Annotated in this window: 20 protein-coding genes; 8 read left to right on the plus strand and 12 right to left on the minus strand. The window is 67.2% G+C overall.

What is annotated here, in order from left to right; translation table 11 throughout:
- Positions 1-54: 54 nt before the first annotated feature.
- Both ACSFBF_RS17910 and ACSFBF_RS17915 read right to left on the minus strand, forming a co-directional pair.
- Positions 55-1,248, minus strand: a complete 1,194-nt coding sequence (locus ACSFBF_RS17910) for a phosphoglycerate kinase (RefSeq protein WP_435469226.1) — start codon at positions 1,246-1,248, stop codon at positions 55-57.
- A 93-nt stretch (positions 1,249-1,341) separates the two neighbouring features.
- On the minus strand, positions 1,342-2,247 hold the full coding sequence (locus ACSFBF_RS17915; protein WP_435469228.1) for a LysR family transcriptional regulator: 906 nt from the start codon (positions 2,245-2,247) through the stop codon (positions 1,342-1,344).
- Positions 2,248-2,338: 91 nt separating this feature from the next.
- Here ACSFBF_RS17915 and ACSFBF_RS17920 point away from each other — a divergent pair, with 91 nt between their 5' ends.
- Genes ACSFBF_RS17920 through ACSFBF_RS17940 form a run of 5 tightly spaced genes read left to right on the plus strand, consistent with a single transcriptional unit; the run spans position 2,339 to position 7,821 of the window.
- Positions 2,339-2,878, plus strand: coding sequence for a VOC family protein (locus ACSFBF_RS17920; protein WP_435469230.1), 540 nt, complete (start codon positions 2,339-2,341; stop codon positions 2,876-2,878).
- A complete protein-coding gene (locus tag ACSFBF_RS17925) occupies positions 2,871-3,992 on the plus strand; it encodes an alpha/beta hydrolase family protein (RefSeq protein WP_435469232.1) in 1,122 nt (373 codons plus the stop codon). The genes ACSFBF_RS17920 and ACSFBF_RS17925 overlap by 8 nt, the downstream gene beginning before the upstream one ends.
- Before the next feature lie 7 nt (positions 3,993-3,999).
- Positions 4,000-5,649 (plus strand): FAD-dependent monooxygenase, encoded by a 1,650-nt coding sequence (locus ACSFBF_RS17930; protein ID WP_435469234.1) that lies wholly within the window; start codon positions 4,000-4,002, stop codon positions 5,647-5,649.
- Entirely contained in the window at positions 5,646-6,809 is a 1,164-nt protein-coding gene (locus tag ACSFBF_RS17935) for a DUF2783 domain-containing protein (protein WP_435469236.1), read from the plus strand. The genes ACSFBF_RS17930 and ACSFBF_RS17935 overlap by 4 nt, the downstream gene beginning before the upstream one ends.
- 40 nt (positions 6,810-6,849) lie before the next feature.
- Positions 6,850-7,821 carry a Bug family tripartite tricarboxylate transporter substrate binding protein gene (locus tag ACSFBF_RS17940; protein WP_435469238.1) on the plus strand — a complete coding sequence of 324 codons (972 nt, stop codon included), beginning with the start codon at positions 6,850-6,852 and terminating at the stop codon, positions 7,819-7,821.
- A gap of 4 nt (positions 7,822-7,825) precedes the next feature.
- On the opposite strand, the gene ACSFBF_RS17945 is transcribed toward ACSFBF_RS17940, so the two are convergent.
- Genes ACSFBF_RS17945 through def form a run of 5 tightly spaced genes read right to left on the minus strand, consistent with a single transcriptional unit; the run spans position 7,826 to position 10,893 of the window.
- Positions 7,826-8,137, minus strand: a complete 312-nt coding sequence (locus tag ACSFBF_RS17945) for an AzlD domain-containing protein (protein ID WP_435470047.1) — start codon at positions 8,135-8,137, stop codon at positions 7,826-7,828.
- Positions 8,138-8,169: 32 nt separating this feature from the next.
- The gene (locus ACSFBF_RS17950; protein ID WP_435469240.1) at positions 8,170-8,910 is read right to left on the minus strand and encodes an AzlC family ABC transporter permease; all 741 of its coding nucleotides are present in this window, start codon (positions 8,908-8,910) and stop codon (positions 8,170-8,172) included.
- Positions 8,910-9,869, minus strand: coding sequence for a methionyl-tRNA formyltransferase (fmt, locus tag ACSFBF_RS17955; protein ID WP_435469242.1), 960 nt, complete (start codon positions 9,867-9,869; stop codon positions 8,910-8,912). The genes ACSFBF_RS17950 and fmt overlap by 1 nt, the downstream gene beginning before the upstream one ends.
- The gene (locus ACSFBF_RS17960; protein ID WP_435470049.1) at positions 9,866-10,369 is read right to left on the minus strand and encodes a hypothetical protein; all 504 of its coding nucleotides are present in this window, start codon (positions 10,367-10,369) and stop codon (positions 9,866-9,868) included. The genes fmt and ACSFBF_RS17960 overlap by 4 nt, the downstream gene beginning before the upstream one ends.
- 5 nt (positions 10,370-10,374) lie before the next feature.
- Positions 10,375-10,893, minus strand: a complete 519-nt coding sequence (gene def / locus ACSFBF_RS17965) for a peptide deformylase (protein WP_093055375.1) — start codon at positions 10,891-10,893, stop codon at positions 10,375-10,377.
- Positions 10,894-11,052: 159 nt separating this feature from the next.
- Between def and ACSFBF_RS17970 the strand changes: the two genes are divergently transcribed.
- Genes ACSFBF_RS17970 through ACSFBF_RS17980 form a run of 3 tightly spaced genes read left to right on the plus strand, consistent with a single transcriptional unit; the run spans position 11,053 to position 13,996 of the window.
- Complete coding sequence (locus tag ACSFBF_RS17970; protein ID WP_435469244.1) at positions 11,053-12,270, plus strand: LysM peptidoglycan-binding domain-containing protein; 1,218 nt, start codon at positions 11,053-11,055, stop codon at positions 12,268-12,270.
- A gap of 33 nt (positions 12,271-12,303) precedes the next feature.
- Entirely contained in the window at positions 12,304-13,443 is a 1,140-nt protein-coding gene (dprA, locus tag ACSFBF_RS17975; RefSeq protein ID WP_435469246.1) for a DNA-processing protein DprA, read from the plus strand.
- Between the two features lie 34 nt (positions 13,444-13,477).
- Positions 13,478-13,996 (plus strand): Smg family protein, encoded by a 519-nt coding sequence (locus ACSFBF_RS17980; RefSeq protein ID WP_435469248.1) that lies wholly within the window; start codon positions 13,478-13,480, stop codon positions 13,994-13,996.
- A gap of 27 nt (positions 13,997-14,023) precedes the next feature.
- Here the strand turns inward: ACSFBF_RS17980 and ACSFBF_RS17985 are convergent, their stop codons facing one another.
- The 5 genes from ACSFBF_RS17985 to ACSFBF_RS18005 all read right to left on the minus strand — a co-directional run bounded on the left by ACSFBF_RS17985 (position 14,024) and on the right by ACSFBF_RS18005 (position 23,767).
- Complete coding sequence (locus tag ACSFBF_RS17985) at positions 14,024-16,429, minus strand: DUF1631 family protein (RefSeq protein WP_435469250.1); 2,406 nt, start codon at positions 16,427-16,429, stop codon at positions 14,024-14,026.
- A 157-nt stretch (positions 16,430-16,586) separates the two neighbouring features.
- The gene (secF, locus tag ACSFBF_RS17990) at positions 16,587-17,540 is read right to left on the minus strand and encodes a protein translocase subunit SecF (RefSeq protein ID WP_435469252.1); all 954 of its coding nucleotides are present in this window, start codon (positions 17,538-17,540) and stop codon (positions 16,587-16,589) included.
- Positions 17,541-17,558: 18 nt separating this feature from the next.
- Positions 17,559-19,442: a protein translocase subunit SecD gene (secD, locus tag ACSFBF_RS17995; protein ID WP_435469254.1), complete on the minus strand. Its 1,884-nt coding sequence runs from the start codon at positions 19,440-19,442 to the stop codon at positions 17,559-17,561.
- An 89-nt stretch (positions 19,443-19,531) separates the two neighbouring features.
- Positions 19,532-19,864, minus strand: coding sequence for a preprotein translocase subunit YajC (gene yajC, locus ACSFBF_RS18000; protein WP_435469256.1), 333 nt, complete (start codon positions 19,862-19,864; stop codon positions 19,532-19,534).
- A gap of 291 nt (positions 19,865-20,155) precedes the next feature.
- Positions 20,156-23,767 (minus strand): indolepyruvate ferredoxin oxidoreductase family protein, encoded by a 3,612-nt coding sequence (locus tag ACSFBF_RS18005; RefSeq protein WP_435469258.1) that lies wholly within the window; start codon positions 23,765-23,767, stop codon positions 20,156-20,158.
- Positions 23,768-23,876 lie beyond the last annotated feature (109 nt).

Consider the following 23,876-nt stretch of genomic DNA (forward strand, 5'->3'; position numbering starts at 1 on the left):
ATACACTTTGTGTGTCGGACGGAAGTCACTCCATGAGATTTCCCGCCAGCCGGATCAACCAGCCGCGCGCTTCGACAGGATCTCGAAAGCCGGCAGGGTCTTGCCTTCCAGCACTTCCAGGAAGGCGCCGCCGCCGGTCGAGATGTAGCCGACCTGCTTCTCGATGCCGTACTTGGCGATGGCCGCCAGCGTGTCGCCGCCGCCGGCGATCGAGAACGCGCTGCTCTCGGCAATTGCCTGCGCAATGGCCTTGGTGCCGCCAGCGAAGGCGTCGAACTCGAACACGCCCACCGGGCCGTTCCAGACGATGGTGCCGGCTTCGCGCAGCTGCGCGGCCAGGATCGCGGCGGTCTTCGGGCCGATGTCGAGGATCAGGTCGTCGTCGGCCACGTCGCTCGCGTCTTTGACGGTGGCCGCTGCGTCAGCCGCGAAGGTCTTGGCCGTGACCACGTCCACGGGGATTGGCACGTCGGCGCCGCGCGCGCGCATGGCGTCGATCACCGCCTTGGCCTGGTCGACGAGGTCGGGCTCGGCCAGCGACTTGCCGATCTTCAGGCCGGCCGCCAGCATGAAGGTGTTGGCGATGCCGCCACCCACGATCAGCTGATCGACATTGGCCGACAGGCTCTTGAGGATGGTGAGCTTGGTGCTGACCTTGGAACCCGCCACGATGGCCACCAGCGGACGCTTGGGTTGCGCCAGCGCCTTGGTGATGGCGTCGATCTCGGCCGCCAGCAGCGGGCCGGCCGCAGCGATCTTCGCGAACTGCGCGATGCCGTAGGTGGTGGCCTCGGCGCGGTGGGCGGTGCCGAAGGCGTCGTTCACGTAGATGTCGGTGAGCGCGGCCAGCTTGCGGGCCAGCGCCTCGTCGTTCTTCTTCTCGCCCTTGTTGACGCGGCAGTTCTCGAGCAGCACGACCTGGCCGGGCTTGACGTCGACGCCGTCGACCCAGTTGGCCACCAGCGGCACATCGCGGCCAAGCAGTTCGCCCAGACGCTTGGCGACGGGGGCAAGCGAGTCTTCGGGCTTGAACTCGCCTTCGGTCGGACGGCCCAGGTGCGAGGTGACCATCACGGCCGCGCCAGCGTCGAGCGCCAGCTGGATGCAGGGCACGGAAGCGCGCACGCGTGTGTCTTCGGTGATGTTGCCTGCGTCGTCCTGCGGCACGTTGAGGTCGGCACGGATGAAGACGCGCTGGCCGGCGGCCTTGCCCTGTGCGCAGAGGTCGGTGAATCGAATGACGTTCATGGAGGTCTGGAGGAGATGGAAGACGGGTCGGCCTGCATTGTAGGTTTGGCCCCGCCGCCGCTCTACGCGCCTCTTGCCGCGCTCCGATGCTTTTCAGCCCTTTTGCTGCGCCTTGGCGAAGCTTTCGAGAACGCCGACAAAGCTCGCGGCAGCCGGCGACAGCGAACGCCGCGCCGCGCTGTAGACGCACACCTCGCGATGGAAATCGGGCGATTCGAGCCGCACCATCTGCAGGCCGTGGGCGCGCACCAGCGGTGCGGAATAGGTCGGACACACGGTGAGCCCCAGCCCCGAGGCCACCATGCCGAGGGCGGTGGTCATGTATGACACCTCTTGCGTGCCGGGGCGCAGCATGTAGTCGCGCTCGGCCGGAGCCAGCTCGGGCAATACCCGCTGGCGGAAGTCGCGCGTGGGGGCGATGAAGGTGTAGGGCTCGAGCTCGTGCCAGCGCACCTTGCGGCGGTTGGCAAAAGCATGGCCGGGCGGGCAGATCAGCCAGTGCCGGTCGCGCAGCAGCGTGCGGCGCTCTATGGCGCTGTCGACGGCCACGTCCTGCCCCACGGCCAGCTCCACGTCGCCGGCCGTGACGCCTGCGAGCAGGTGCTCGGGCAGCGTGTCGGTCAGGCGCACATCCACGTCGGGGTACTGCTCGCGATAGAGCGCGATCACGCGCGGCATCAGCGTGCAGGCCATGAGCTGCGGCGCCGCAAGCCGTAGCAAGCCTTTCTTCTTGTCACGCAAATCCGTGACGCCGGCCACCGCGCTCGTCAGGTCGCCGAGCAGGCGATGCACCGACGGCAAGAACTCGCGCCCCGCCTCCGACAACTGCACGCTGCGGGTGTTGCGGTCGAGCAGTTGCACGCCCATTTCGCGTTCGAGCTCGCGCACCAGCACGCTGAGCGCCGACTGCGTGAGATGCAGTTGCTGCGCAGCGGCGGTGAAGCTGCCGGCTTCGGCAACGGCGGCGAAAGCGCGCAACTGGCGCAGGGTGAGATTCATATATACGGTTATTTCATCAATCGATGAATTAATTTCGATTGCATCATAAGACGCGGCATCGCCCAATAACGGCTCACTGGAGACACGAGCCATGCCGACCCCACCACCCGTGCGCGGGCTGCACCACTTCGCCTGGCGCTGCCGCGACAGCGAGGAAACCCGCCGCTTCTACGAAGACCTGCTGGGCTTGCCGCTGGCCCACGTCATCAAGAGCGACCACGTGCCGAGCACGGGCGAGTACTGCCCCTACGTGCACATCTTTTTCCAGATGCGCGACGGCTCGTACATCGCCTTCTTCGACCTTGGCGACGACATCGCCGCACTGCCTTCGCCCAACACGCCCTCGTGGGTGAACCACATCGCGCTGCGCGTGGATTCGGTGGCCGACCTGCTGGCCGCCAAGGCGCGGCTCGAAGGCGCGGGCGTCGAGGTGCTGGGCGTGACCGACCACCACATCATCGAATCGATCTACTTCTTCGACCCCAACGGCATCCGCGTGGAGCTGACCACGCCGACCGTGCCGCAGGCCGAGATGGACGCGCACGCGCTGCGTGCCCGGGCAGACCTCGACGCGTGGACCGCGCGCAAGGCCGAACTTCGTGCCGCGGCAAAGGGTGCGACGAATGTCTGAGCTGCAACTCGCCGTCATCGACGTGAAGCCCGGCGCGGCGATGGAAAGCCAGTCGGGCCTGCAGCTGCTGCGCCCGCGCATCTACGGCGCCTTCCGCGCACCGCAAGGTCTGAAGAAGATCGCCGCCATCGTGATGCACCCGACCAGCAACTTCATGGGCCACTACCTGATCGGCCCGCTGGCCGAGCGCGGCATCTGCTGCATGGGGCTCAACTCGCGCTTCGTGGGCAACGACACGGTGCTGCTGATGGAGCGCGCGATTCAAGACCTTGGCGCCGGCGTGCAGTACCTGCGCGCGGTCGGCTACGAGAAGGTGTTTCTCGTCGGCAACTCGGGCGGCGCGGCGCTCGCGAGCTTCTACCAGGCGCAGGCCGAGAAGCTCACAGCCATGCACCTGCCCGATGGCGACCCGACGCATCTGCACCCGCGCGATCTGCCCCCCGTGGACGGCATCGCGCTGTGCGCCGCCCACCTGGGCCGCACGCGGCTGATGCGCGACTGGATCGACCCCTCGGTAACCGACGAGCACGACCCGCTCTCGGTCGATCCCGAGCTCGACATGTACGACGCCCGCCATCGCGTGCCCTACGACAGCGGCTTCCTTGCGCGCTTCAGTGCCGCGCAGAAGGAACGGCTGGACCGCATCGAGCAATGGGCCATCGACCGCCTCGCGCTGCTGCGCAACACGCCGGGCGCCCCGCGCGACCAGACCTTCGTCGTCTACCGCACGCATGCCGATCCGCGCTGCGTGGACCTCTCACTCGATGCGAACGACCGCCAACCCGGCAGCGTGTGGGGCGATGCGCGGCAGGTGAACTATTCGGCCAACGCAATGGGGCGCACCACCTCGTTGACGGCCTTTCTCTCGCAGTGGTCGTCGCGCTCGCAAGCCGACGGGCCGACGAACCTCGCGCGCACCACGGTGCCGAAGCTGCTGCTGACCTACACGGGCGACCAGTCGACCTTTCCGAGCACGCGCGATGCGTGGATGGCAGCGGGTGGATCGCGCATTCGCAATGTCGACATCGTCGGCGGCAACCACTACCTCGCGGGGCAGCCAGAGCTGATTCCCAAGGCGGCGGATGCCATCGCCGAGTTCGCGCACGCGCTGTAGAAGAGACATGGAAAACTTTGCTTTCGCGCCGGCCTACGAGCTGCCGGTCTGGCCCTTCACGCCACCGCCCGAACTGGGCAGCACGAAGGTCGTGCGCCACCCCATCGTGATCGTCGGTGCCGGCCCCTCGGGCCTCACGCTGGCCTGCGACCTTGCGCAACGCGGCGTGCACGCCGTGCTGCTCGATGAAGACGACACCGTCGGCGTGCGCGGCGCGTCGTCGCGCGGCATCTGCTACGCGCAGAAGAGCCTGGAGATCTTCGAGCGCCTGGGCATCTACGAACGCATCGCGGCCAAGGGCATCACCTGGTCGTTCGGGCGCACCTTCTCGGGCGAGCAGGAGGTCTACAACTTCAACCTGCAGGCCAACAGCGTCTCGAGGCAGCCGCCCTTCATCAACCTGCAGCAGTTCTACGTCGAGTGGTTCCTGGTCGAGCGCATCCTCGAACTCAGGCTGACCGACGTGCGCTGGAAGAGCCGCGTGACGCACGTCGAGCAGCTCGCCGACGGCGTGCGCCTGGACATCGAAACTCCCGCCGGCAGCTACACCATCGAAGCCGACCGGCTGATCGACGCGACGGGCGCCAATAGCCCGATCCGCACGCAGCTCGGCATCGAGGCGCACGCATCGCGCAGCACCGACCGCTGGTGCATCAGCGATGTGCGCTTCAAGAAACCGCTGCCGACCGAGCGCTGGACCTGGGTCGATGCGCCCTTCAACGAGGGGCGCGGCGTGTGGCAGCACCTGATGGCCGACGACGTGTGGCGCATCGACTACCAGATGCCCGAGGACTGCGACACGGCCTACATCAGCCAACCCGAAGTGGCGGGCGCGCGGCTGCGCGAGCAGCTCGGGCCGGACGTGGAATTCGAGTTCGTATGGATCGGGCCGTACGGCTACCGCGACCATCTGCTGGACAGCTTCCGCCACGGCCGCGTTTTCTTCATCGGCGATGCGGCGCATGTGGTGAGCCCGTTCGGTGCGCGCGGCGGCAACAGCGGCATCCAGGATGCGGCGAATCTGGGCTGGAAGCTCGCGCTCGTCGCGCAAGGCAAGGCGGGCGACACGCTGCTCGACAGCTACGACGCGGAGCGCCAACCCGCCGCGAAGCAGAACCTGCAGGTGACGAGCCGATCGGCGCGCTTCCTCGCGCCGCGCTCGCCAGCCGAGCACACGCTGCGCCGCGCCGTGGTGGCGCTGGCGGCACGCCATTCGTTTGCACGCGCGCTGGTGAACACCGGCCGCATGTCGGTCGCCAACGACTACCCGGCCGCACCTCTGCTGCCCGAGGGCGCGCGCTCGGTGCAGAACCTGCCGCTGCGCTGGACCGATGGCCGTGAGACGACGCTGATGCAACTGCTGTCCGAGGGCACGCACTGCATCGGCCTCTGGTTCGCGCCGACGCGCGAGCAGGCAAAGGCGGCTCTCGATGCCACGGCGTCGCTGCCGTTACGGCTGCTGGCCGTGGGTGGCGACAGCGGCTTGCCCACGCTGCAGGCCGACGAAAAGCTGGCCCTCCATCTCGGCATCGGCGATGCGGGCAGCTTTGTCCTCGTACGGCCCGACGCGTACCGCGCCGCCGTGTTGGCGAACGCCACGCCGCAAGCCATCGCCTCTGCCATGCGCACCGCGCTGGCCCACCACAGCAACCCATGATCACCGAGCCCCGCATCCCCGACCCCGACGGCTTCTACGCGGCCCTGCTCGCTGCACACGAAGGCCGCACCGACACACAGAGCGCCGACCTCAACGCCCGCCTCGTACTGCTGCTGGCCAACCAGTGCGCCGACCAGGACGTGCTGCTCGCCTGCATCCGCGCAGCCGCCGAAGACACCACGACAACAACCGCCATGACCACTTCCGTCTCTTTCGCCTCTGCTTCCGACACCCGCGAGCAGAAGCCGCAACTGCGCGAACTCGCGCCCGACGTCTACGGCTACATCAGCGACTTCGATCCCAACTGCGGCTTCGTCGTCGGCGACGAGCAGGTGGTGCTGATCGACACGCGCCCCACGCCACGCATGGCGCGCGACTTTCTTGCGGCCATTCGCACAGTGACCGACAAGCCCATCCGCACCATCGTGCTCACGCACTACCACGCAGTGCGCGTGATGGGCGCCAGCGCCTTCGACGAAGTGAAGGACATCATCGCGAGCAACGGCACGCTCTACTGGATCCGCACGCGCGGCCAGGCCGATTTCGATTCGGAGGTCGGCCGCTTTCCGCGCCTGTTCGCCGGCGTCGAGGAGATTCCGGGCCTGACCCTTCCGACGAAGGTCTTCGAGCGCGAGATGACGCTGCAGCTCGGCGGTGGCCGTGAACTGCATCTGAAGTCGCTGGGGCGCGGTCACTCGGGCGGCGACACCGTTGCATGGCTGCCCGACTGCGGCGTGCTGTTCTCCGGCGACGTGGTCGAGAACCGCTGCGGGGTGTACGCGGGCGACGCCTACATCGGCGACTGGGCCGGCACGCTCGACGCGGTGGCGGCGCTGAAGCCGCGCGTGCTGGTGCCCGGGCGCGGCGCGGTGCTGCAGGACGAAGCCGCATGCGCCGAGGCCATCGGGCTCACCAAAGCATTTCTCTCGACGCTGCTCGACAGCGTGAGGGCCGGCATCGCCGCGGGCGACACGCTCAAGGGTTGCTTCGCGCGCGCCGAAGCGGCGATGACGCCGCGCTTCGGCAACTGGCCCGTGTTCCAGCACGTGCTGCCCTTCGACGTCTCGCGCGCGTACGACGAACTGCAGGGCATCGAGCATCCGGTCGTGTGGACCGCCGAGCGCGATCGCGAGCTGTGGCAGGTCTTGCGCGGCGAATGAACTGAACAGATTTCAAAACAAGCAACGGAGACAAGAGACGATGAAGCGATTCCTTCCCCTGCTGGCGGCGGCCCTCGCGCTGGCCACCAGCTTTGCATCGGCGCAGCCGGCGGCCTACCCCAGCCAGCCCGTCAAATGGATCGTGCCCTACGTGGCCGGCGGCGGCACCGACAACCTGGCGCGCACGCTGGCCGAGGCGATGCAGCCTTCGCTCGGGCAGCCGCTCATCATCGACAACCGGCCCGGCGCGTCCACCAACATCGGCGTGTCGGTGCTGATGCAGGCCAAGCCTGATGGCTACACGATCATGCAGGCCGAGAACGCGGCGCTGCTCTTCAACGAGCACATGTTCGCCAAGCTGCCGTACAAGCCCGCGAGCGACTTCACCTACATCGGCACCATCGGCCGCTTTCCGGTGGCGCTGGTGGTGCACCCCGACTTTCCCGCGAAGAACGTGGCGGAGTTCGTGCGCTATGTGAAGGCCAATCCCGACAAGGTGAGCTACGCCTCGCCCGGCAACGGCTCGCCGCACCACATGGCAATGGAGCTCTTCAAGCAGAAGGCCGGCCTCACGATCACGCACGTGCCGTACAAGGGCGCCGCGCCCGCCATGACCGACGTGATGGGCGGCCAGGTGCCGACGATGATGCTGGACCTGGCCTCGGGCCTGCCGATCATCAGGTCGGGCAAGGTGCGGGTGCTGGCCATTGCGCTGCCGCAGCGCGCGAGCGCCCTGCCCGAGGTGCCGACCTTCGTCGAGGCCGGTTTCAGCGACGTCAACGCCTACGCATTCCACGGCCTGATCGGCCCGGCCGGCATGCCGGCCGAAACGGTGGCACGGCTCAACGGCGAACTGCACAAGGCGATGAAGGCGCCGAAGGTGGTGAAGCTGTTCGCGGACTTCGGCTTCGAGGCGCTGCCCGGAACGCCGCAGGATTTCTACAAGCTCTCGCGGGCCGAGAGCGAGCGATGGGGCAAGATCATCACGGCCGCCGGCGTGAAGCTGGACTGACCCGCTACCAGCCCAGGCCGAGATGCAGCGGCAGGTACACCGCCATGCCGGCCAGCATGGTGCCGAGCACGCCGCGCCGCCAGTAGAAGTAAGCCGCGCCCACAACCGCCGCATACAGGCGTGCGTCGTGCAGCGTGCTGATGAGGTGGCCCTGCGTCATGACGATCTCGGGCGCGATCACGCCCGCGAGCGCGGCGGCCGGCGCGTAGTGCAGCGCGCGGTGCGCCCACTCGGGCAGGCCCCAGGGCCGGTCGAGGATGAAGAAGAAGCAGCGCGTGAGCACGGTGACGAGCGCCAGCCCGACGATCACGCCCATGGTCCACCAGTCGGTGGTCGCGCTTGCTCCGCTCACTTGTCGTCCTCCGCCGTGGGGTCGAGGCCGAACTGCTTCTCGAGCCAGAAGCACAGCAGCACGGCCACGCCGATGGCGACCACGATGTTGAGCTTCAGCGGTAGCGCATAGGCGGCCACGGCAGTAGCGCCAGCGATCAGCGCGGCCAGCACGCGCAGGCGCGTCGTCGCCATCGAACAGACGATGGCCACCAAACTCAGCACGCCCGCGAAGCTCAGACCCCAGGTCTGCGGAATGAAGTTGGCCAGCGCCACACCCAGCAGGCTCATGCCCATCCATGCGCCCCAGGTCACGAAGTAGTTGCCGGTGAGGTAGGCCTCTTGCGATTCCTGCTCGGCGATGGTCAGCGGCGGCTTCGGGTACTTCCTGGTGAAGAGCGCGTAGCTCATGTCCGCCGTGAGGTAGCCATGCGTCATGCGGCGCCAGCGCGGCATGTGCATGAGGTAGGGCCGCAGGTGCAGGCTGAACACCACGAAGCGCAGGTTGACGCAGAAGCCCGTGGCCAGGATGACCCAGGCAGGGGCGCCGGCAAACAGCAGCGGAATGGCCGCGAGTTGCGAGCTGCCGGCGTACACCAGCAGCGTCATCGCCAGCGCCTCGAGCGTGCTCATGTTCGACTTGACCATGGCCACGCCTGTCATGAGCCCCCAGGCGCCGATGCCCATCGCCACCGGGGACATGTCGCGTATGCCGACGCGGAATTCAGGGCGGCTGCGGATGCTTTTCGAGAGAAACATCAGCCGAACACCTGCTCGGGCTTCAGGTCGAAGCCGCGCAGAAAATCGGCCACGGGCAGGCGCTTGCCGCCCGGACGCTGGAGTTCGGTGACGTTCACGACCGAGCCTGCGGCCGCGACGGCCACGCCGGCATCGCTCACAGCCAGGATCGTGCCCGGCGCGGCGGATGCCTCGGGCGAACCCGCAGCGTGGGCGGCCCAGAGCTTGACGGTCTCGCCGTCGAGCGGGCTGTTGGCGCCCGGGAACGGGTCGAAAGCGCGGATGCGGCGCACGATGGCGTCGGCCGGCTGGGCCCAGTCGATCAGCGCCTCGTGCTTCTCGACCTTGTTGGCGTAGGTGACGCCCTCGGCGGGCTGCGGCGTGCGCGTGAGCGTGCCGATGCGCGCCAGCGCCTCGACGATCATCTTTCCGCCCAGTTCGGCCAGGCGGTCGTGCAGGCGGGCGGTGTTGTCGTCGCTGCCGATGTCGACGGCCTCGCGCAGCAACATGTCGCCGGTGTCGAGCCCGGCGTCCATCTGCATGATGGTGATGCCGGTCTGAGCGTCGCCCGACTCGATGGCGCGGTGGATGGGCGCGGCGCCGCGCCAGCGCGGCAGCAGGCTCGCGTGGATGTTGAGGCAGCCGTGCGCCGGCAGGTCGAGCACCCACTGGGGCAGGATCAGGCCATAGGCGGCGACCACCATCACGTCGGGCCTGGCGGCCAGCAGGGTGTCGCGCGCGGCAGAGGCCTCGTCGGGGTATTTGCCGTCCAGCCGCAGGCTGCGCGGCTGGGCCACGGGCCAGTTATTGGCAACGGCGCATTGCTTGACGGGGGAGGCCTGCAGCTTCATGCCACGGCCGGCGGGGCGGTCGGGCTGGCTCATCACCAGCACGATGTCATGGCCGGCGGCGGCAATGGCTTCGAGGGCGACGCGCGCGAACTCGGGCGTGCCCGCGAAAACGACTTTGAGGCGGCTCAATCCCGGATCCGATCGAACTCGAGATCGTCCCCCGTGTGATAGCGCCGGACCACGCCGGTCGGATCGATGTAGATGTACAGCATGCGGCGCTCGTTCACGGCCTTGTAGCGCCAGGTCCAGACGGCGCCGTCGAAGGAGCTGACGCGGGTAATTTCATAAGGACGGCCGTAGAAGGCCATCACGTCGTTCTGGCGCCACTGGTTGACCTTGATGTCGTAGCCGAAGCGCGCTTCGCTGAGCACCTGCGTCACCGAGACGACCTTGCCCGAGGCGTCGACGTCGATGTCGGTGACCTCGAAGCCGGCCGGCATGCGCGAGTACTGCAGCCGCTCGCCGCCACCAGTGAGCGGGTAGCGGCCGGTGGGAGTGCCCAGGCGCTGAAGGGTGTCGGCGGCGGTGGCGCCGGGCTGGATGCGCGTGGGTTCGTTGGCGCAGCCGGCAATGAGCCCCAGCCCGGCGACCGCCAGTGCCGCAAGGCAGCCGAGGCGCCATGCCGCCATGGCGTTCAAGCCCGTTCCCGCATGTCTTCGCGCTGCTGTTTGAGCAGCTTGCTCTTGATGCGGTTGCGCTTCAGGGGGGAGAGGTATTCGACGAACACCTTGCCCAGCAGGTGGTCGAGTTCGTGCTGGATGCACACGGCCAGCAGGCCGTCAGCCTCGATGCTGCGCGATTCGCCGTTCTCGTCGAGCGCCTGCACCTTGACCGAAGTCGAGCGCATCACGCCGTCGTAGATGCCGGGCACCGACAGGCAGCCTTCTTCGTTCAGCACCTTTTCGTCGCTGGCCCAGGTGATTTCGGGGTTGATCAGCACGATCGGCTGGTTACGCTCCTCGGACACGTCGATGACGACGAGGCGCTCGTGCACGTCGACCTGGGTCGCCGCCAGACCGATGCCGTTGGCGTCGTACATGGTTTCCAGCATGTCGGCAACCAGGGTCTTGATGCGCGCGTCGACGCCTTGCACCGGCTTGGCCACGGTGTGCAGGCGTTTGTCCGGGTAACTCAGAATGATTCGTTTGGCCATGAAATCGGGGGAAAGTTGTGGCTATTTTCGCCAATTCCGCGACGTGACGCGCCATCTGGCCCCGAAAACGTTGCCCTCCCAAGGGGTTCAGCGCAGAATTCGTAGCAAATTGTGAGATTCGTATGCGCAGCGATACGTCGCGCGCTCACCCATCCAGACATGAAAAAGCTCAGACTCACCGACCGCCAGCGTCCCTCCCTCCTTGCCACGCTGACAGCCCTGGCGGTGATCGGCAGTTGCGGCGCCACGACAGCCTGGGCTCAAAACTACCCCGTCACGCCGCAGCAGCGCGCCACCGCCCAGCAGACCGCCCAGGCCGGCGTGCCGCTGAACGAACTGTCGCCCAAGGCACCCGACGAATACACCGTCAAGTCCGGCGACACGCTCTGGGCCATCTCTCGCCTCTACCTGCTGCACCCCTGGCGCTGGCCGGAGCTGTGGGGCATGAACATCAATGAAATCGCCAACCCGCACCGGATCTATCCGGGCCAGGTGCTCTACCTGGACAAGAGCGGTGGCCGCGCCCGCCTGACCACCCGCCGCGGCGGCTTCAGCGGCGACGGCGGAACCATCAAGCTGTCACCTCGCACCCGTTTCGACTCGCTGGCCGGCATGGCACTGCCCACGCTCAACCCGAGCATCATCGAGCCCTTCCTCAGCGAACCCATCGTGGTGGACGCCGGCACGCTGGAAAGCGCCCCGCGCATCGTCGCGGGCAACGACAGCCGCGTGCTGCTGTCGCGCGGCGACCGGGCCTATGCCCGCGGCAACGCCGAATCGCCGCTGGTCGAGGCGCCGGGCCCGGTGCAGAACTTCCGCGTCTTCCGCAACGCCACGCCGCTGAAGGACCCGGGCACGGGCGAAATCCTCGGCTACGAGGCGCAGTACCTGGGCAAGGCCCGGCTGCAGCGCGGCGAGTCGACCACCGTCGAAACGGTGGAAGACAAGGACGTCATCACCGTGGTGCCGGCCAGCATCGACATCATCGCGTCGCGCGAGGAAATGCGCGCCGGCGACCGCCTGCTGCCCGAGCCGCCGCGCCAGCTGCTGAGCTACGTGCCGCGCGCACCGTCGACGCAGGTCGACGGCCGCATCGTCTCGGTCTACGGCAACGCGGTGCAGTTCGCGGCGCAAAACCAGGTGGTGGCCATCAACAAGGGCACGCGCGACGGCATCGACAACGGCCACGTGCTGGCCATCCTGAAGAACGGCGAGACCATCCTCGACCGCACTGGCGCCCGCAAGGAAACCATCAAGCTGCCGAACGAACGCATCGGCCTGCTGATGGTGTTCCGCACCTTCGAGAAGGTTTCGTACGCGCTGGTGCTCGAAATCAACGACACTCCGCGCGCCGGCGACTTCCTCGTCAATCCCTGACCTGCGACTCCGGCTTTCCTTCTCGACACTCGTTTGGAACGCGCAGAACTCGCAGGCTGGCTGCGACTTTCACTGACGCCCGGCATCGGTGACGGTGCCGCGCGCCGTTTGCTCGCGGCCTTTGGCCTGCCCGAGGGCGTCTTCGCGCAGCCCCATGCCGCGCTGCGCGAGGTCGTCTCCTCTGCGCAGGCCGAGGCGCTGCTGCAACCGCCCGTGGGCCTGCAGACGCAGATCGACCAGACCTGGCAGTGGCTCCACACGACCGACAACGGTGTCTCGCGCCGCGTCGTGACGCTGGGCGATGCCAGCTACCCAGCCTCGCTGCTCGAAATGGCCGACCCGCCGCTGATGCTCTACGTGGTCGGCGCCACCGGCTTCGACCTCACGCAGCTCGGCCACAGTATCGCCGTGGTGGGCAGCCGCAATCCAACGCCGCAGGGCGCGACCAACGCCCGCAGCTTCGCGCGGGCGCTGGGCGAGGCGGGGCTGCCCGTGGTGTCGGGGCTGGCGCTGGGCGTGGACGGCGCGGCGCACCAGGGCGCGCTCGATGCGGCCGGCGACGCCCCGCGGCTCGCGACGGTGGCCGTGGTGGGCACCGGGCTCGACCGCGTCTACCCCGCGCGGCACCGTGACCTGGCGCACCGCATCACGCTGCAGGGGCTGATCGTGAGCGAGCTGCCGCTGGGCACGCCGCCGCTCACGCAGAATTTTCCGAAGCGCAACCGGCTCATCGCCGGGCTGGCGCGCGGCACGCTGGTGGTCGAGGCGGCGCTGCAGTCGGGCTCGCTGATCACCGCGCGGCTCACGTCGGAGCAGGGCAAGGAAGTGTTCGCCATTCCGGGCTCGATCCATTCGCCGCAATCGCGCGGCTGCCATGCGCTGATCCGCCAGGGCGCGAAGCTGGTGGAGTCGGTGAGCGACATCCTCGAAGAACTTCCGCCCCTGCGCACGCCGGCTGCGGCCGCGCCTTCTACCGGCAACGGGCACCCGGCCGCCACTGCCGAAGACCCGCTGCTGGAGGCCCTCGGCTTCGACCCCGTCAGCCTCGACGCATTGAGCGCGCGCACCGGATGGAGTGCGGCCGCGCTGCAGGCGAAGATGCTCGAGCTCGAGCTGGAAGGCCATATCTCACGCCTGCCGGGTGGGCTCTTCCAGCGAGCGGCTTCCACCTAGTCGGGATTGCACGAACGTCGGCTATATTGGGCTCATGTTCGAAGTGCTTGTTTTTGTGTACGAAAACTATTGGCGCGGCGATGCCTGCCCCGAACCGGAGCAACTGGGCCGCAAGCTCAGTGCACACGGCTTCGAGGCAGAAGAAATCCGCGAGGCCCTTCATTGGCTCGACGGTCTGAGCCTTGCAACGCAAGGCATGCAGATCGAACGCAGCGCCAACGACGAGGCCAGCGCCACGGTCGTTCTTCGGGGCACACCCGAAGCGGCAATGCCCCAATCCGACGACGCGATGCGCATCTACTCGCAGGCCGAGCAGGAGCACCTTGGTGCCGAGTGCCTCGGCTTCATCCGCTTTCTCGAATCGTCAAACGTGCTGCCCTGTGGCCTGCGCGAGATCGTCGTCGAGCGCGCGATGGCGGCGCCCGGCGATCCGGTGGCGCTCGACGAGCTGAAGATCATCGTGCTGATGGTGCACTGGAGCACCGGCATCGAGCCCGATGCGCTGGTGCTCGACGAACTCTGCGAGAGCCGGGAAGGCCGCACCGCGCACTAGACTCGGCGCCCTCATCGGGCTAGCCAGTCAGTTCAGTAGCCGCTCGGGGTTGGCATCGAGCTTCGCCAGCGCTTCACGCGTGGCGCGCACCGTGAGCGTCTCTTCTTCCGCCGGCACCAGCAGGCCCGCCTGCAGGTAGGTCGCCAGCCGCCCGGCTTGGATCAGGAAGCTGCGCCCGTCCGACGTCGCGAACAGATGCAGCTGCTTGCGCTCGCTGCGCCAGACGAACTGCACCTGGCTCACGCGGTCGTTGTGGTCGAGCATGAACCAGTTGCCCACCTGCAGTTCGTGCGCCCAGGCAACCATGTCCTCGGGCACCCTGGTGCCAGCGGCGTCCGGAATGACTTCGATCGATGCCGCATCCACGCCCAGCAGCAGCTCGATGCTGTGGGCATCGAGCGGCAGGTCGGCGGTGCCGCCCACGTCGCTCACGAAGTCTTCCAGGTGCGCCAGCCGCTCGGCCATCGCTTCGATCTTGGCCTGCGGAATGGCCTCGGTCTTCGACAGGAAAGCGTCGGACAGCGTGGCGCCGATGGTCTTGATATGGGCTTCCTGCGGCTCGTCGACGATGCCCAGCAGCGCCATGCCCTGGCGCAGGCGCTGCAGCAGCTGCGGCAGGTCCTGGATGACGCGGGCACGATCGGTGCGGTTGGGCTTGGCGCTCGCGGCCCACACCAGTTCGGAGGCCACGCGCTTGAGCATGACGGTCTGCTCGCCCTGCGCGCCGTAACGCAGCGCGGCAATGGCCAGCACCTCGGCCCATATCTTGAAGAGGAACTCGCGGATCTCGTCGCGCACCGGCATGTCGTTGAGCATCTTGCGCAACTCGATGGTGTACTGGATCGCCATCGTTTCCTTCTGCTCGACCTGCTGCGCCACGCTCATCACGCGCTGCGTGGTGTCGCTCTGCGTCAGGTAGCGGTTGAGGAAGGCGACGAATTCGTCGAACACCAGCTTGAACACGCGCTGGCCGGTTTCGGGGTACTGCTCGATCACCTGCACCACGCGGCGGATCTCGCCTTCGAGCGCGCTGCCGGTGATGGCGGCCGCGTCGAAGCCCATGACGCACGAGCCCATGCGGTCGATCAGCATGCGCGCGGGGTGCTGCAGGGTGCCGAAGAACTCGGGCTCGGCGATGGCCACGCGCAGCACCGGCATCTGCAGGCGCGCGAACCACACGCGCGCCGAGAACGGAATGCGCTCCTCGGCAAGGATGGCCTGGAACATCAGCGCCACGATCTCGACCGTGGCCTTGTCGGCCGTGGTGGGCGCGCGCTTCTTGAGCTCGGCACTGCGCCGGCGCAGGTCGACTGCCGTCTGCTGGATCAGCGTGGCTTGTTCGGCGGCGCCGTCCATGTACTGCGTGGCGGCCATCCGGTAGGCGACCTCGGCCTCGGCGATGGCGCCGGCGAAGGTCCTGGAGAACACGCGGGGCGCCGCAATGCCGCCGCCCTGGCCCGGTTGGCCGCCACCACCCGTGGCGCGCCCTTCCGCGCCTGCAGCCTGGAATTGTGCGGCGGAGCCGCCCGCCTCGCCGCCGATGCGCGCCGTCACGAAGCGCTTGAGGCTCAGCAGCGCGGTCTGCGCCCGCTGCCGCGCGATCGACAGCGGCGAGCCGCCGGTGGTCGACGCGGGCGCCGCGGCCACGGTCGACGACGCGGACGCCTGCTGTCCTCCGAATCCATAACCAGGCCGCTGCGCGCTGTGGGGCCCGCCGGAAGACATGCCGCTGTCCACCGGCGCGGCGCCCGATCCGCCGCCACTGCCACCGCCGCCCCCCGCACTGCCAGTGCGACGGACAAAGCTCTTGAGGTCGATCTCCTGCATCACGCCGTTGGCGATCAGATAGGCATTGGCACTCTCGTAGGCCTTGACGACCACCTCCACCAGACCCTGCTGCACCGTGTCCTGCACGCGGGTCCAGAGCCCACGGCTCAGGCCGACCGCCAGCCATTGCTCGACCAGCAGCTTGGCTAGCGTCTCGGGCTTGAGCACGTCCTTGGAATCGAGTTCGGTGGTGCCTTCGAGGTGCTGGATGCGCAGGCGCAGGTCGCTGAGTTCGAAGCTGGCCTTGTCGTGGATCAGCTGCGCGAGGCGCGAGGAGAGGATGTTGCTCTCGACCACTTCGTCGCCGATCAGCTCCAGCCGCAGCGCCGAAGGCAGGGTCGACGGACTGCCGGAGCCGGCGCCCAGCGCCTTGCGCCAGCCGGTCTGCGCAAGCGTCACCCACTGCGTGGCCTGCCCCTGGAACGCGACGAAGTCGTCGCGGTTTTCCTGCATGGCGCGGGCGGTGCCGGCCTCGGAGGACAGCGACGTCAGCCGGTCCCGGATCGCGCGGGCCAGCGGCGCGATGGCGCCCTCCGTGGCCAAAACGAAACGCTCACGCGTCTCGCGTGCGAGCTGCAGGGAAGAGGCGGACCGCGCAATGCTCATTGAAAAGTCGGAAAGGCCTGGGTGATCGATTCATCGGCAACAACCGCGAGCTTGCATCGGGAAGCGCTACCGCACAAGTGCGAAGAGTGCCCGGCGTTGCCTGCGAACCGCGGTGGCAGCGCTGCCGCCACCGCTTTGTTGAACCCCGAAGTATCCGTCAGACCACGGCGCCGGCGTTCGGGTCGTCCTCGGACTCGCCGTCGCGCTTGGTCGGGCCGCCCTTGATCAGGTCTTCGCGCTTCACGCCGAGCCACATGGCGATTGCCGCCGCCACGAAGGCCGACGAGTAGATGCCGAAGCAGATGCCGATGGTCAGCGCCAGCGCAAAGTAGTGCAGGGTCGGGCCGCCGAAGAAGAACATCGACAGCACCACCAGCTGGGTGGAGCCGTGGGTGATGATGGTGCGGCTGATGGTCGAGGTGATCGCGTTGTCGATGATCTCGGTGGTCGACAGCTTTCGGTAGCGGCGGAAGTTCTCGCGGATCCGGTCGAAGATCACGACCGACTCGTTCACCGAGTACCCCAGCACCGCCAGCACCGCCGCCAGCACCGCCAGCGAGAACTCCCACTGGAAGAAGGCGAAGAAGCCCAGGATGATCACCACGTCGTGCAGGTTGGCCAGCACGGTAGCCAGCGCAAACTTCCATTCGAAGCGGAACGCCAGGTAGATCATGATGCCGACGACCACCATGGCCAGGGCCTTCAAGCCGTTGGTGGTGAGCTCGTCGCCGACCTGAGGGCCGACGAATTCGTTGCTGCGCAGCTCCACCGTCGGCTCGGCCGCCTTCAGTGCGTTCATTACCTCGGCGCTCTGCTGGGCGGAAGTTGCGCCCTTCTTCACGGGCAGGCGGATCTGCACCGACTTGCCGAAGCTTTGCACCTGCACTTCGGTGTAGCCGAGCGTGCCGACGATTTCGCGTACCTTGCCGACGTCGGCCGACTGCGTGTAGGCGACTTCCATCACCGTGCCGCCGGTGAACTCCACCGACAGGTGCAGCCCGCGGTGGAACAGGAAGAACACGGCCAGCGCGAAGGTGACGACGGAAACGATGTTCAGCACCACTGCGTGGCGCATGAACGGGATGGTCTTGTGGATGCGGAAGAATTCCATGACTGTCTCTTCTGCCTCTTACTTCGTTTCGGCCGCGGCCGTGCCGTCGGTCTTGGGGCGCCAGACCGTGCCGATCGACACCGTCTTGAGCTTCTTCTTCTGGCCGTACCAGAAGTTCACGAGGCCGCGCGAGAAGAACACTGCCGAGAACATCGAGGTGACGATGCCGATGCAGTGCACCACCGCGAAGCCGCGCACCGGGCCCGAGCCGAAGGCCAGCAGCGCGATGCCCGCGATCAGCGTGGTCACGTTGGAATCGAGGATAGTGCCCCAGGCACGTTCGTAGCCCGCATGAATGGCCGCCTGCGGCGACGCCCCATTGCGAAGTTCTTCGCGCACGCGCTCGTTGATCAGCACGTTGGAGTCGATGGCCACGCCAATGGCAAGCGCCATGGCCGCGATACCCGGCAGCGTGAGCGTGGCCTGCAGGATCGAGAGAATGGCCACCAGCAGCATCAGGTTGACGGCCAGCGCGATCGACGAGAACAGGCCGAACAGCGCGTAGTAGATGCACATGAACACCATGATCGCGGCGAAGCCGTACATCACGCTGTCAAAGCCCTTCTTGATGTTCTCCGCGCCCTGCGTCGGGCCGATGGTGCGTTCCTGGATGATTTCCATCGGCGCGGCCAGCGAGCCGGCGCGCAGCAGCAGCGCGAGGTCGTTGGCTTCGGCCACGGTCATCGAGCCCGACACCTGGAAGCGATTGCCCAGCTCGCCGTTGATCGACGGGGCCGTGAGCACTTCGCCCTTGCCCTTCTCGAAGATCAGCATGGCCATGCGCTTCTTGTAGTTCTCGCGGCTGACGTCACGCATGATGGTGCCGCCCTTGGAGTCCATGGTCAGGTCGACCTTGGGCTGGTTGCTCTGCTGGTCGAAGCCGGGCTGCGCGTCGGTGAGGTTTTCGCCGGTGACCAGCACCTGCTTCTTCACGATCACCGGACGGCCCGAGCGGTCGAGGAATTTCTCGGAGCCGAAGGGCACCGGGCCGCCATTCAGTTCGGCCGAGCGGCCTTCGGCGCTTTCGTCCACCAGGCGCATTTCGAGCGTGGCGGTGCGGCCGATGATCCGCTTGGCCTGGGCCGGGTCCTGCATGCCGGGCAGCTGCACGACGATGCGGTCGATGCCCTGCTGCTGGATCACCGGCTCGGCCACGCCGAGTTCGTTGATCCGGTTGTGCAGCGTGGTCACGTTCTGCTTGAGCGCCGCGTCCTGGATGCGGCGCGCGGCTTCGGGCTTGATGCTGGCCACGATGCGCCATTCGGTGCCCTGCTGGCTCTCGACCGTGGTGAGGTCGGGCATCTGGTCCTGGATCAGGCGCCGAGCGGTTTCCACGCTGTCGGCGTCGCGCAGCGTGATCTCGACGGTCTGGCCGTTGCGGTTCACGGCGCTGCCGCGAACCTTCTTTTCGCGCAGGCCCATGCGGATGTCGCCGGCGAAGGACTCGGCCTTCTTGTCGAGCACGCCGCGCATGTCGACCTGCAGCAGGAAGTCGACGCCGCCGCGCAGGTCGAGGCCCAGGTACATCGGGAAGGCATGCAGCGCGGTCAGCCACGAGGGCGAGCGCGACACCAGGTTCAGCGCCACCACGTAGGAGGGGTCGTCCGCATCGGGCACCAATGCCTGCTGCAGCGTGTCGCGTGCCTTGATCTGGTCGTCGGTGGTGGCAAAGCGCGCACGCACCGCGGTGGGTTCGAGGCTCAGCAGATCGGGCGTGAGGCCGGCCGTCTTGAGCAGCCCCTCGACCTTGGCCTGGGTAGCCGCGTCGATCTTGACGGTGGACTTGGCCGCCGACACCTGCACCGCAGGCGCCTCACCGAAGAAATTGGGCAGGGCGTAGACGAGTCCCACGAGCAACACGATCACGATGATCGCGTACTTCCAGACCGGGTAACGGTTCATGAGAGGGCGCTTTTTACAAGCTTTTCAGAAATGGAACACGGCGTGAAATGGGGCCCTGCGCCGCAAAGCGCAAGGCTCGGCTCACGCTTTTATTTGACGGCGCCCTTGGGCAGGACCTGCACCACGGCGCTGCGCTGGATCTTGATCTCGATGCCGTTGGCGATCTCGAGGCCGAGGTACTGGTCGCCCAGCGAGGTGATCTTGCCGAGCACGCCACCGGCAGTGGCGACTTCGTCGCCCTTGGCCAGGGCCTCGATCATGGAGCGGGCTTCCTTCTGGCGCTTCATCTGGGGCCGGATCATGACGAAATACAGCACCACAAACATCAACACCAGGGGCAGCATGCTGCCGAGGGAAGACAACATGTCACCGCCGCCGGCTGCAGCGGGCGCGGTCTGGGCGAAAGCAGAGGAAATGAACAAGAGAGTCTCCAACAGAGGGAAGAGAAAACGAGAGGAGCGCGGACCGGGGTCCGTCATTCCGCCTCTTCGCGGCTTCGCGGCCACAAGGGAAACGGGCCGCAAATCAAAGCTTGGCGGGGCTTGGCCGCGCACAGCACCGGGCATTGTATTCGGGGCGGATGGCCGCTTTGCGCGCTTATCCGGCGCGGTGGGGAGGGCTTTCCTGCTATTCGGGCCGATCGTGTTTTGCTACGTTTTCAATAGCAAAGGGCGCCCGTGGGCGCCCTTTGCATGATCGACCGGCCCTGAAAATCAGGCCGCCACGCGCTGCGCCTGCGGGTTGCGCCACTTGGCCATCAGCTCGCTCCAGCGGGTGCGGGCAGCCGCCAAGTTGCGATCCTTCACGTGGCCGTAGCCGCGGATCTGCTCGGGCAGGCTGGCGATCTCCAGCGCCAGCGCGTGGTTGTCGGCGCGCAGAGCGCCGATCACTTCCTCGATGCTGGCGCGGTACTCGCCGATCAGCGCGCGCTCGGTCTTGCGCTCTTCGGTGCGGCCGAAGATGTCGAGTGCCGTGCCGCGCAGGCCCTTGAGCTTCGCGAGGAACCTGAAGCCGGTGAGCATCCAGGGGCCGAACTTCTGCTTCTGCAGTTGCCCCTTGGAGTTCTTCTTCGCGATGATCGGCGGCGCCAGGTGGTAGTTGAGCTTGTAGTCGCCTTCGAACATGCCCTCGACGCGGTCGAGGAAGCTGCGGTCGGTGTGCAGGCGGGCGACTTCGTACTCGTCCTTGTATGCCATCAGCTTGAACAGGTAGCGCGCGACCGCCTCGGTCAGCGCCGTGCTCTTGCCAGCGGCCGATTCGGCCTGCTGCACCTTGCCCACGAACTGCCGGTATTCGTCGGCATAGGCCGCGTTCTGGTAACCGGTCAGAAACTCCACGCGGCGCGCCACGATGGCCTCGACCGACTCGCGCTTCTTGAACTCGATGACCTGGCCCGGGCGCACGCGCTTTTGCAGCTCTTCCGGACGCACCGCTGCCTGGCGGCCCCACTCGAAAGCCGTCTTGTTGTTCTCGACGGCCACGGCGTTCAGCTCGATGGCGCGCATCAGCGACTCGTGCTCCAGCGGGATCCAGCCCTTCTGCCAGGCGTAGCCCAGGATCATCGGGTTGACGTAGATGGTGTCGCCCATCAGCGTGGTCGCGGCGGCGTCGGCATCGAAGGTGCCCATGCCGTCGATGCCCACGGCGCGCGCGATCTCTGCGGCGCAGGCGTCCTCGGGGTTCTTCCAGTTGGCGTTGCGCACGAAGGCTGCAGTGGGCGCGCTGTGGCTGTTGAGCGCCACGTGCGTGCGCCCTTCGCGCATGCGCGCCATGGTTTCGGCATTCACCGTGACCAGCGGGTCGCAGGCCAGGATCAGGTCGGCCGCCGCGGTGCCCACGCGCGTGGTGCGGATGTCGTCCTGCGTGTCGCCGATGAGCACGTGGCTCCAGGTGGCGCCGCCCTTCTGCGCAAGGCCGGCCGCGTCCTGCGTGACGATGCCCTTGGCCTCGATGTGCGCGGCCATGCCCAGTAGCTGGCCGATGGTGATCACGCCGGTGCCGCCGACGCCCGCCACCACCACGCCCCACACCTTGCCACCGACCAGCGACGGAATCGCGGGCTCGGGCAGCAGGCCGAACTCGGCCGGCGTGGCCGCCTTGTTCTTGCTCTTCTTCTTGAGCTGGCCGCCTTCGACCGTCACGAAGCTCGGGCAGAAGCCCTTCAGGCAGCTCATGTCCTTGTTGCAGCTGCTCTGGTTGATGGTGCGCTTGCGGCCGAATTCGGTTTCCAGCGGCTCCACGCTCAGGCAGTTGCTCTGCACGCTGCAGTCGCCGCAGCCTTCGCAGACCAGTTCGTTGATGACCACGCGCTTGGCCGGATCGACGGCCGTGCCCCGCTTGCGGCGGCGGCGCTTCTCGGTGGCGCAGGTCTGGTCGTAGATGATGGCCGTGGTGCCGGGGATCTTGCGGAACTCGCGCTGCACGTCGTCGAGCAGGTCGCGGTGCTTCACCGCCACGTGGTCGCCGGGGATGTTCACGCCCTCGTACTTCTCGGGCTCGTCGGTGACGATCACGACCTTCTTCGCGCCCTCCGCATGCAGGCTCTCGGCAATCTGCAACACCGAGTGGCCTTCGGGCCGCTCGCCGACCTGCTGGCCGCCCGTCATGGCAACCGCGTCGTTGTAGAGGATCTTGTAGGTGATGTTCACGCCCGCCGCGATGCTCTGGCGGATGGCGAGCAGGCCGCTGTGGAAGTACGTGCCGTCGCCCAGGTTCGCGAAGATGTGCTGGTCGGTCGTGAAGGGCTGCTGGCCCACCCATGGCACACCCTCGCCGCCCATCTGGGTGAAGCCGATGGTGGAGCGGTCCATCCAGGTCGCCATGAAGTGGCAGCCGATGCCGCCCATTGCGCGCGAGCCTTCGGGCACCACCGTGCTGGTGTTGTGCGGGCAGCCCGAGCAGAACCAGGGCTGGCGCGTGGCGTCGACCACGCTGGTGGAGGCCTGCTGCACCACCATCGAACGCTCCTTGGCTTCGAGGATGGCGAGCTGCGCGTCGATGCGCGCGGCCATGTCGGCGCCGGCGGCGGCCAGCAGGCCGGTCTTCCTCAGGCGCGTGGCGATGGCCTTCGCGATCAGCGCCGGGTTCAGGTCGGCATTGGCGCGCAGCAGCGTGTGGGAGGTCGGGTTGGGCATCGACCATTCGCCGCCCGAGTAGCCCTCGGCCGCATGCACCTCGCCCTCGTCGAACTTGCCGACCACGTTGGGCCGCACGTCGGGGCGCCAGTTGTAGAGCTCTTCCTTGAGCTGGTATTCGATGACCTGGCGCTTTTCTTCGACCACCAGAATCTCTTGCAGGCCGGTGGCGAACTCGCGCGTGAGCTGCGCCTCGAGCGGCCACACCACGCCCACCTTGTGCAGGCGGATGCCGAGCTGGCGGCAGGCTGCGTCGTCCAGGCCCAGGTCGATCAGCGCCTGGCGGGTGTCGTTGAAGGCCTTGCCGCTGGCCATGATGCCGAAGCGGTCGTTCGGGCCCTGGATGACGTTGTGGTTCAGCCGGTTGGCGCGGATGTAGGCCAGCGCGGCGTACCACTTGTAGTGCATGAGCCGGGCTTCCTGCTCCAGCGCATGGTCGGGCCAGCGAATGTGCAGGCCACCGGGCGGCATTTCGAAGTCGGTGGGAATGACGATCTCGACGCGCTCGGGATCGATCATTGCCGTGGCGCTCGATTCGACGATTTCCTGGATCGTCTTCATGCCCGACCACACGCCCGAGAAGCGGCTGAGCGCGAAGGCGTGAATGCCCAGGTCGAGAATTTCCTGCACGTTCGCCGGAAAGAACACCGGCGTGCCGCAGGCCTTGAAGATGTGGTCGCTCTGGTGCGCGGCCGTGCTGCTCTTGGAGATGTGGTCGTCGCCCGCCACCGCGATCACGCCGCCGAATTCGGTGGTGCCGGCCATGTTGGCGTGCTTGAACACGTCGGAGCAGCGGTCCACGCCCGGACCCTTGCCGTACCAAATGCCGAAGACGCCGTCGAACTTGTTGGTGCCCTGCGGCGAAAAGCCCAGTTGCTGCGTGCCCCACAGCGCGGTGGCCGCCAGCTCTTCATTCACGCCGGGCTGGAAGACGATGTTCTGTTCCTTGAGGAACTTGCTGGCCTTCCACAGCGCCTGGTCGTAGCCGCCGAGCGGGGAGCCGCGATAGCCGCTGATGAAGCCGGCGGTGTTCTTGCCGGCCTGCTGGTCGCGCAGGCGCTGCAGCATGGGCAGCTTGACGAGGGCCTGGACGCCGCTCATGAAAGCACGGCCGTAGTCGAGAGAGTATTTGTCGTCGAGCGTGACGGTCTCTAGGGCCTTGCGAATGTGCGCAGGTAGCGGTGCATTCATGTTGTCTGTCTCCGTATGGCAGGGCCTTGTGAGCCTGGCTGATTACTGTGGGTCTGTGCCCGGGTAGGGCACGAGCCCATGATCCCGCAAAGTGTATGCCGGGGTCCGC

The sequence above is a fragment of the Variovorax nivicola genome (assembly GCF_051216475.1).
GTDB lineage: Bacteria > Pseudomonadota > Gammaproteobacteria > Burkholderiales > Burkholderiaceae_C > Variovorax.

Bases quoted from the DNA above. Each gene is read 5' to 3' on its own strand.
- ACSFBF_RS17920 (WP_435469230.1), top strand. From the start codon at position 2,339: ATGCCGACCCCACCACCCGTGCGCGGGCTGCACCACTTCGCCTGGCGC.
- ACSFBF_RS17980 (WP_435469248.1), top strand. From the start codon at position 13,478: ATGTTCGAAGTGCTTGTTTTTGTGTACGAAAACTATTGGCGCGGCGAT.
- ACSFBF_RS17970 (WP_435469244.1), top strand. From the start codon at position 11,053: ATGAAAAAGCTCAGACTCACCGACCGCCAGCGTCCCTCCCTCCTTGCC.
- ACSFBF_RS17935 (WP_435469236.1), top strand. From the start codon at position 5,646: ATGATCACCGAGCCCCGCATCCCCGACCCCGACGGCTTCTACGCGGCC.
- ACSFBF_RS17925 (WP_435469232.1), top strand. From the start codon at position 2,871: ATGTCTGAGCTGCAACTCGCCGTCATCGACGTGAAGCCCGGCGCGGCG.
- def (WP_093055375.1), bottom strand. From the start codon at position 10,893: ATGGCCAAACGAATCATTCTGAGTTACCCGGACAAACGCCTGCACACC.
- secD (WP_435469254.1), bottom strand. From the start codon at position 19,442: ATGAACCGTTACCCGGTCTGGAAGTACGCGATCATCGTGATCGTGTTG.
- ACSFBF_RS17915 (WP_435469228.1), bottom strand. From the start codon at position 2,247: ATGAATCTCACCCTGCGCCAGTTGCGCGCTTTCGCCGCCGTTGCCGAA.
- secF (WP_435469252.1), bottom strand. From the start codon at position 17,540: ATGGAATTCTTCCGCATCCACAAGACCATCCCGTTCATGCGCCACGCA.
- ACSFBF_RS17945 (WP_435470047.1), bottom strand. From the start codon at position 8,137: ATGGGCGTGATCGTCGGGCTGGCGCTCGTCACCGTGCTCACGCGCTGC.
- ACSFBF_RS17930 (WP_435469234.1), top strand. From the start codon at position 4,000: ATGGAAAACTTTGCTTTCGCGCCGGCCTACGAGCTGCCGGTCTGGCCC.
- ACSFBF_RS17940 (WP_435469238.1), top strand. From the start codon at position 6,850: ATGAAGCGATTCCTTCCCCTGCTGGCGGCGGCCCTCGCGCTGGCCACC.
- ACSFBF_RS17950 (WP_435469240.1), bottom strand. From the start codon at position 8,910: ATGTTTCTCTCGAAAAGCATCCGCAGCCGCCCTGAATTCCGCGTCGGC.
- ACSFBF_RS17910 (WP_435469226.1), bottom strand. From the start codon at position 1,248: ATGAACGTCATTCGATTCACCGACCTCTGCGCACAGGGCAAGGCCGCC.
- ACSFBF_RS18005 (WP_435469258.1), bottom strand. From the start codon at position 23,767: ATGAATGCACCGCTACCTGCGCACATTCGCAAGGCCCTAGAGACCGTC.
- ACSFBF_RS17960 (WP_435470049.1), bottom strand. From the start codon at position 10,369: ATGGCGGCATGGCGCCTCGGCTGCCTTGCGGCACTGGCGGTCGCCGGG.
- ACSFBF_RS17985 (WP_435469250.1), bottom strand. From the start codon at position 16,429: ATGAGCATTGCGCGGTCCGCCTCTTCCCTGCAGCTCGCACGCGAGACG.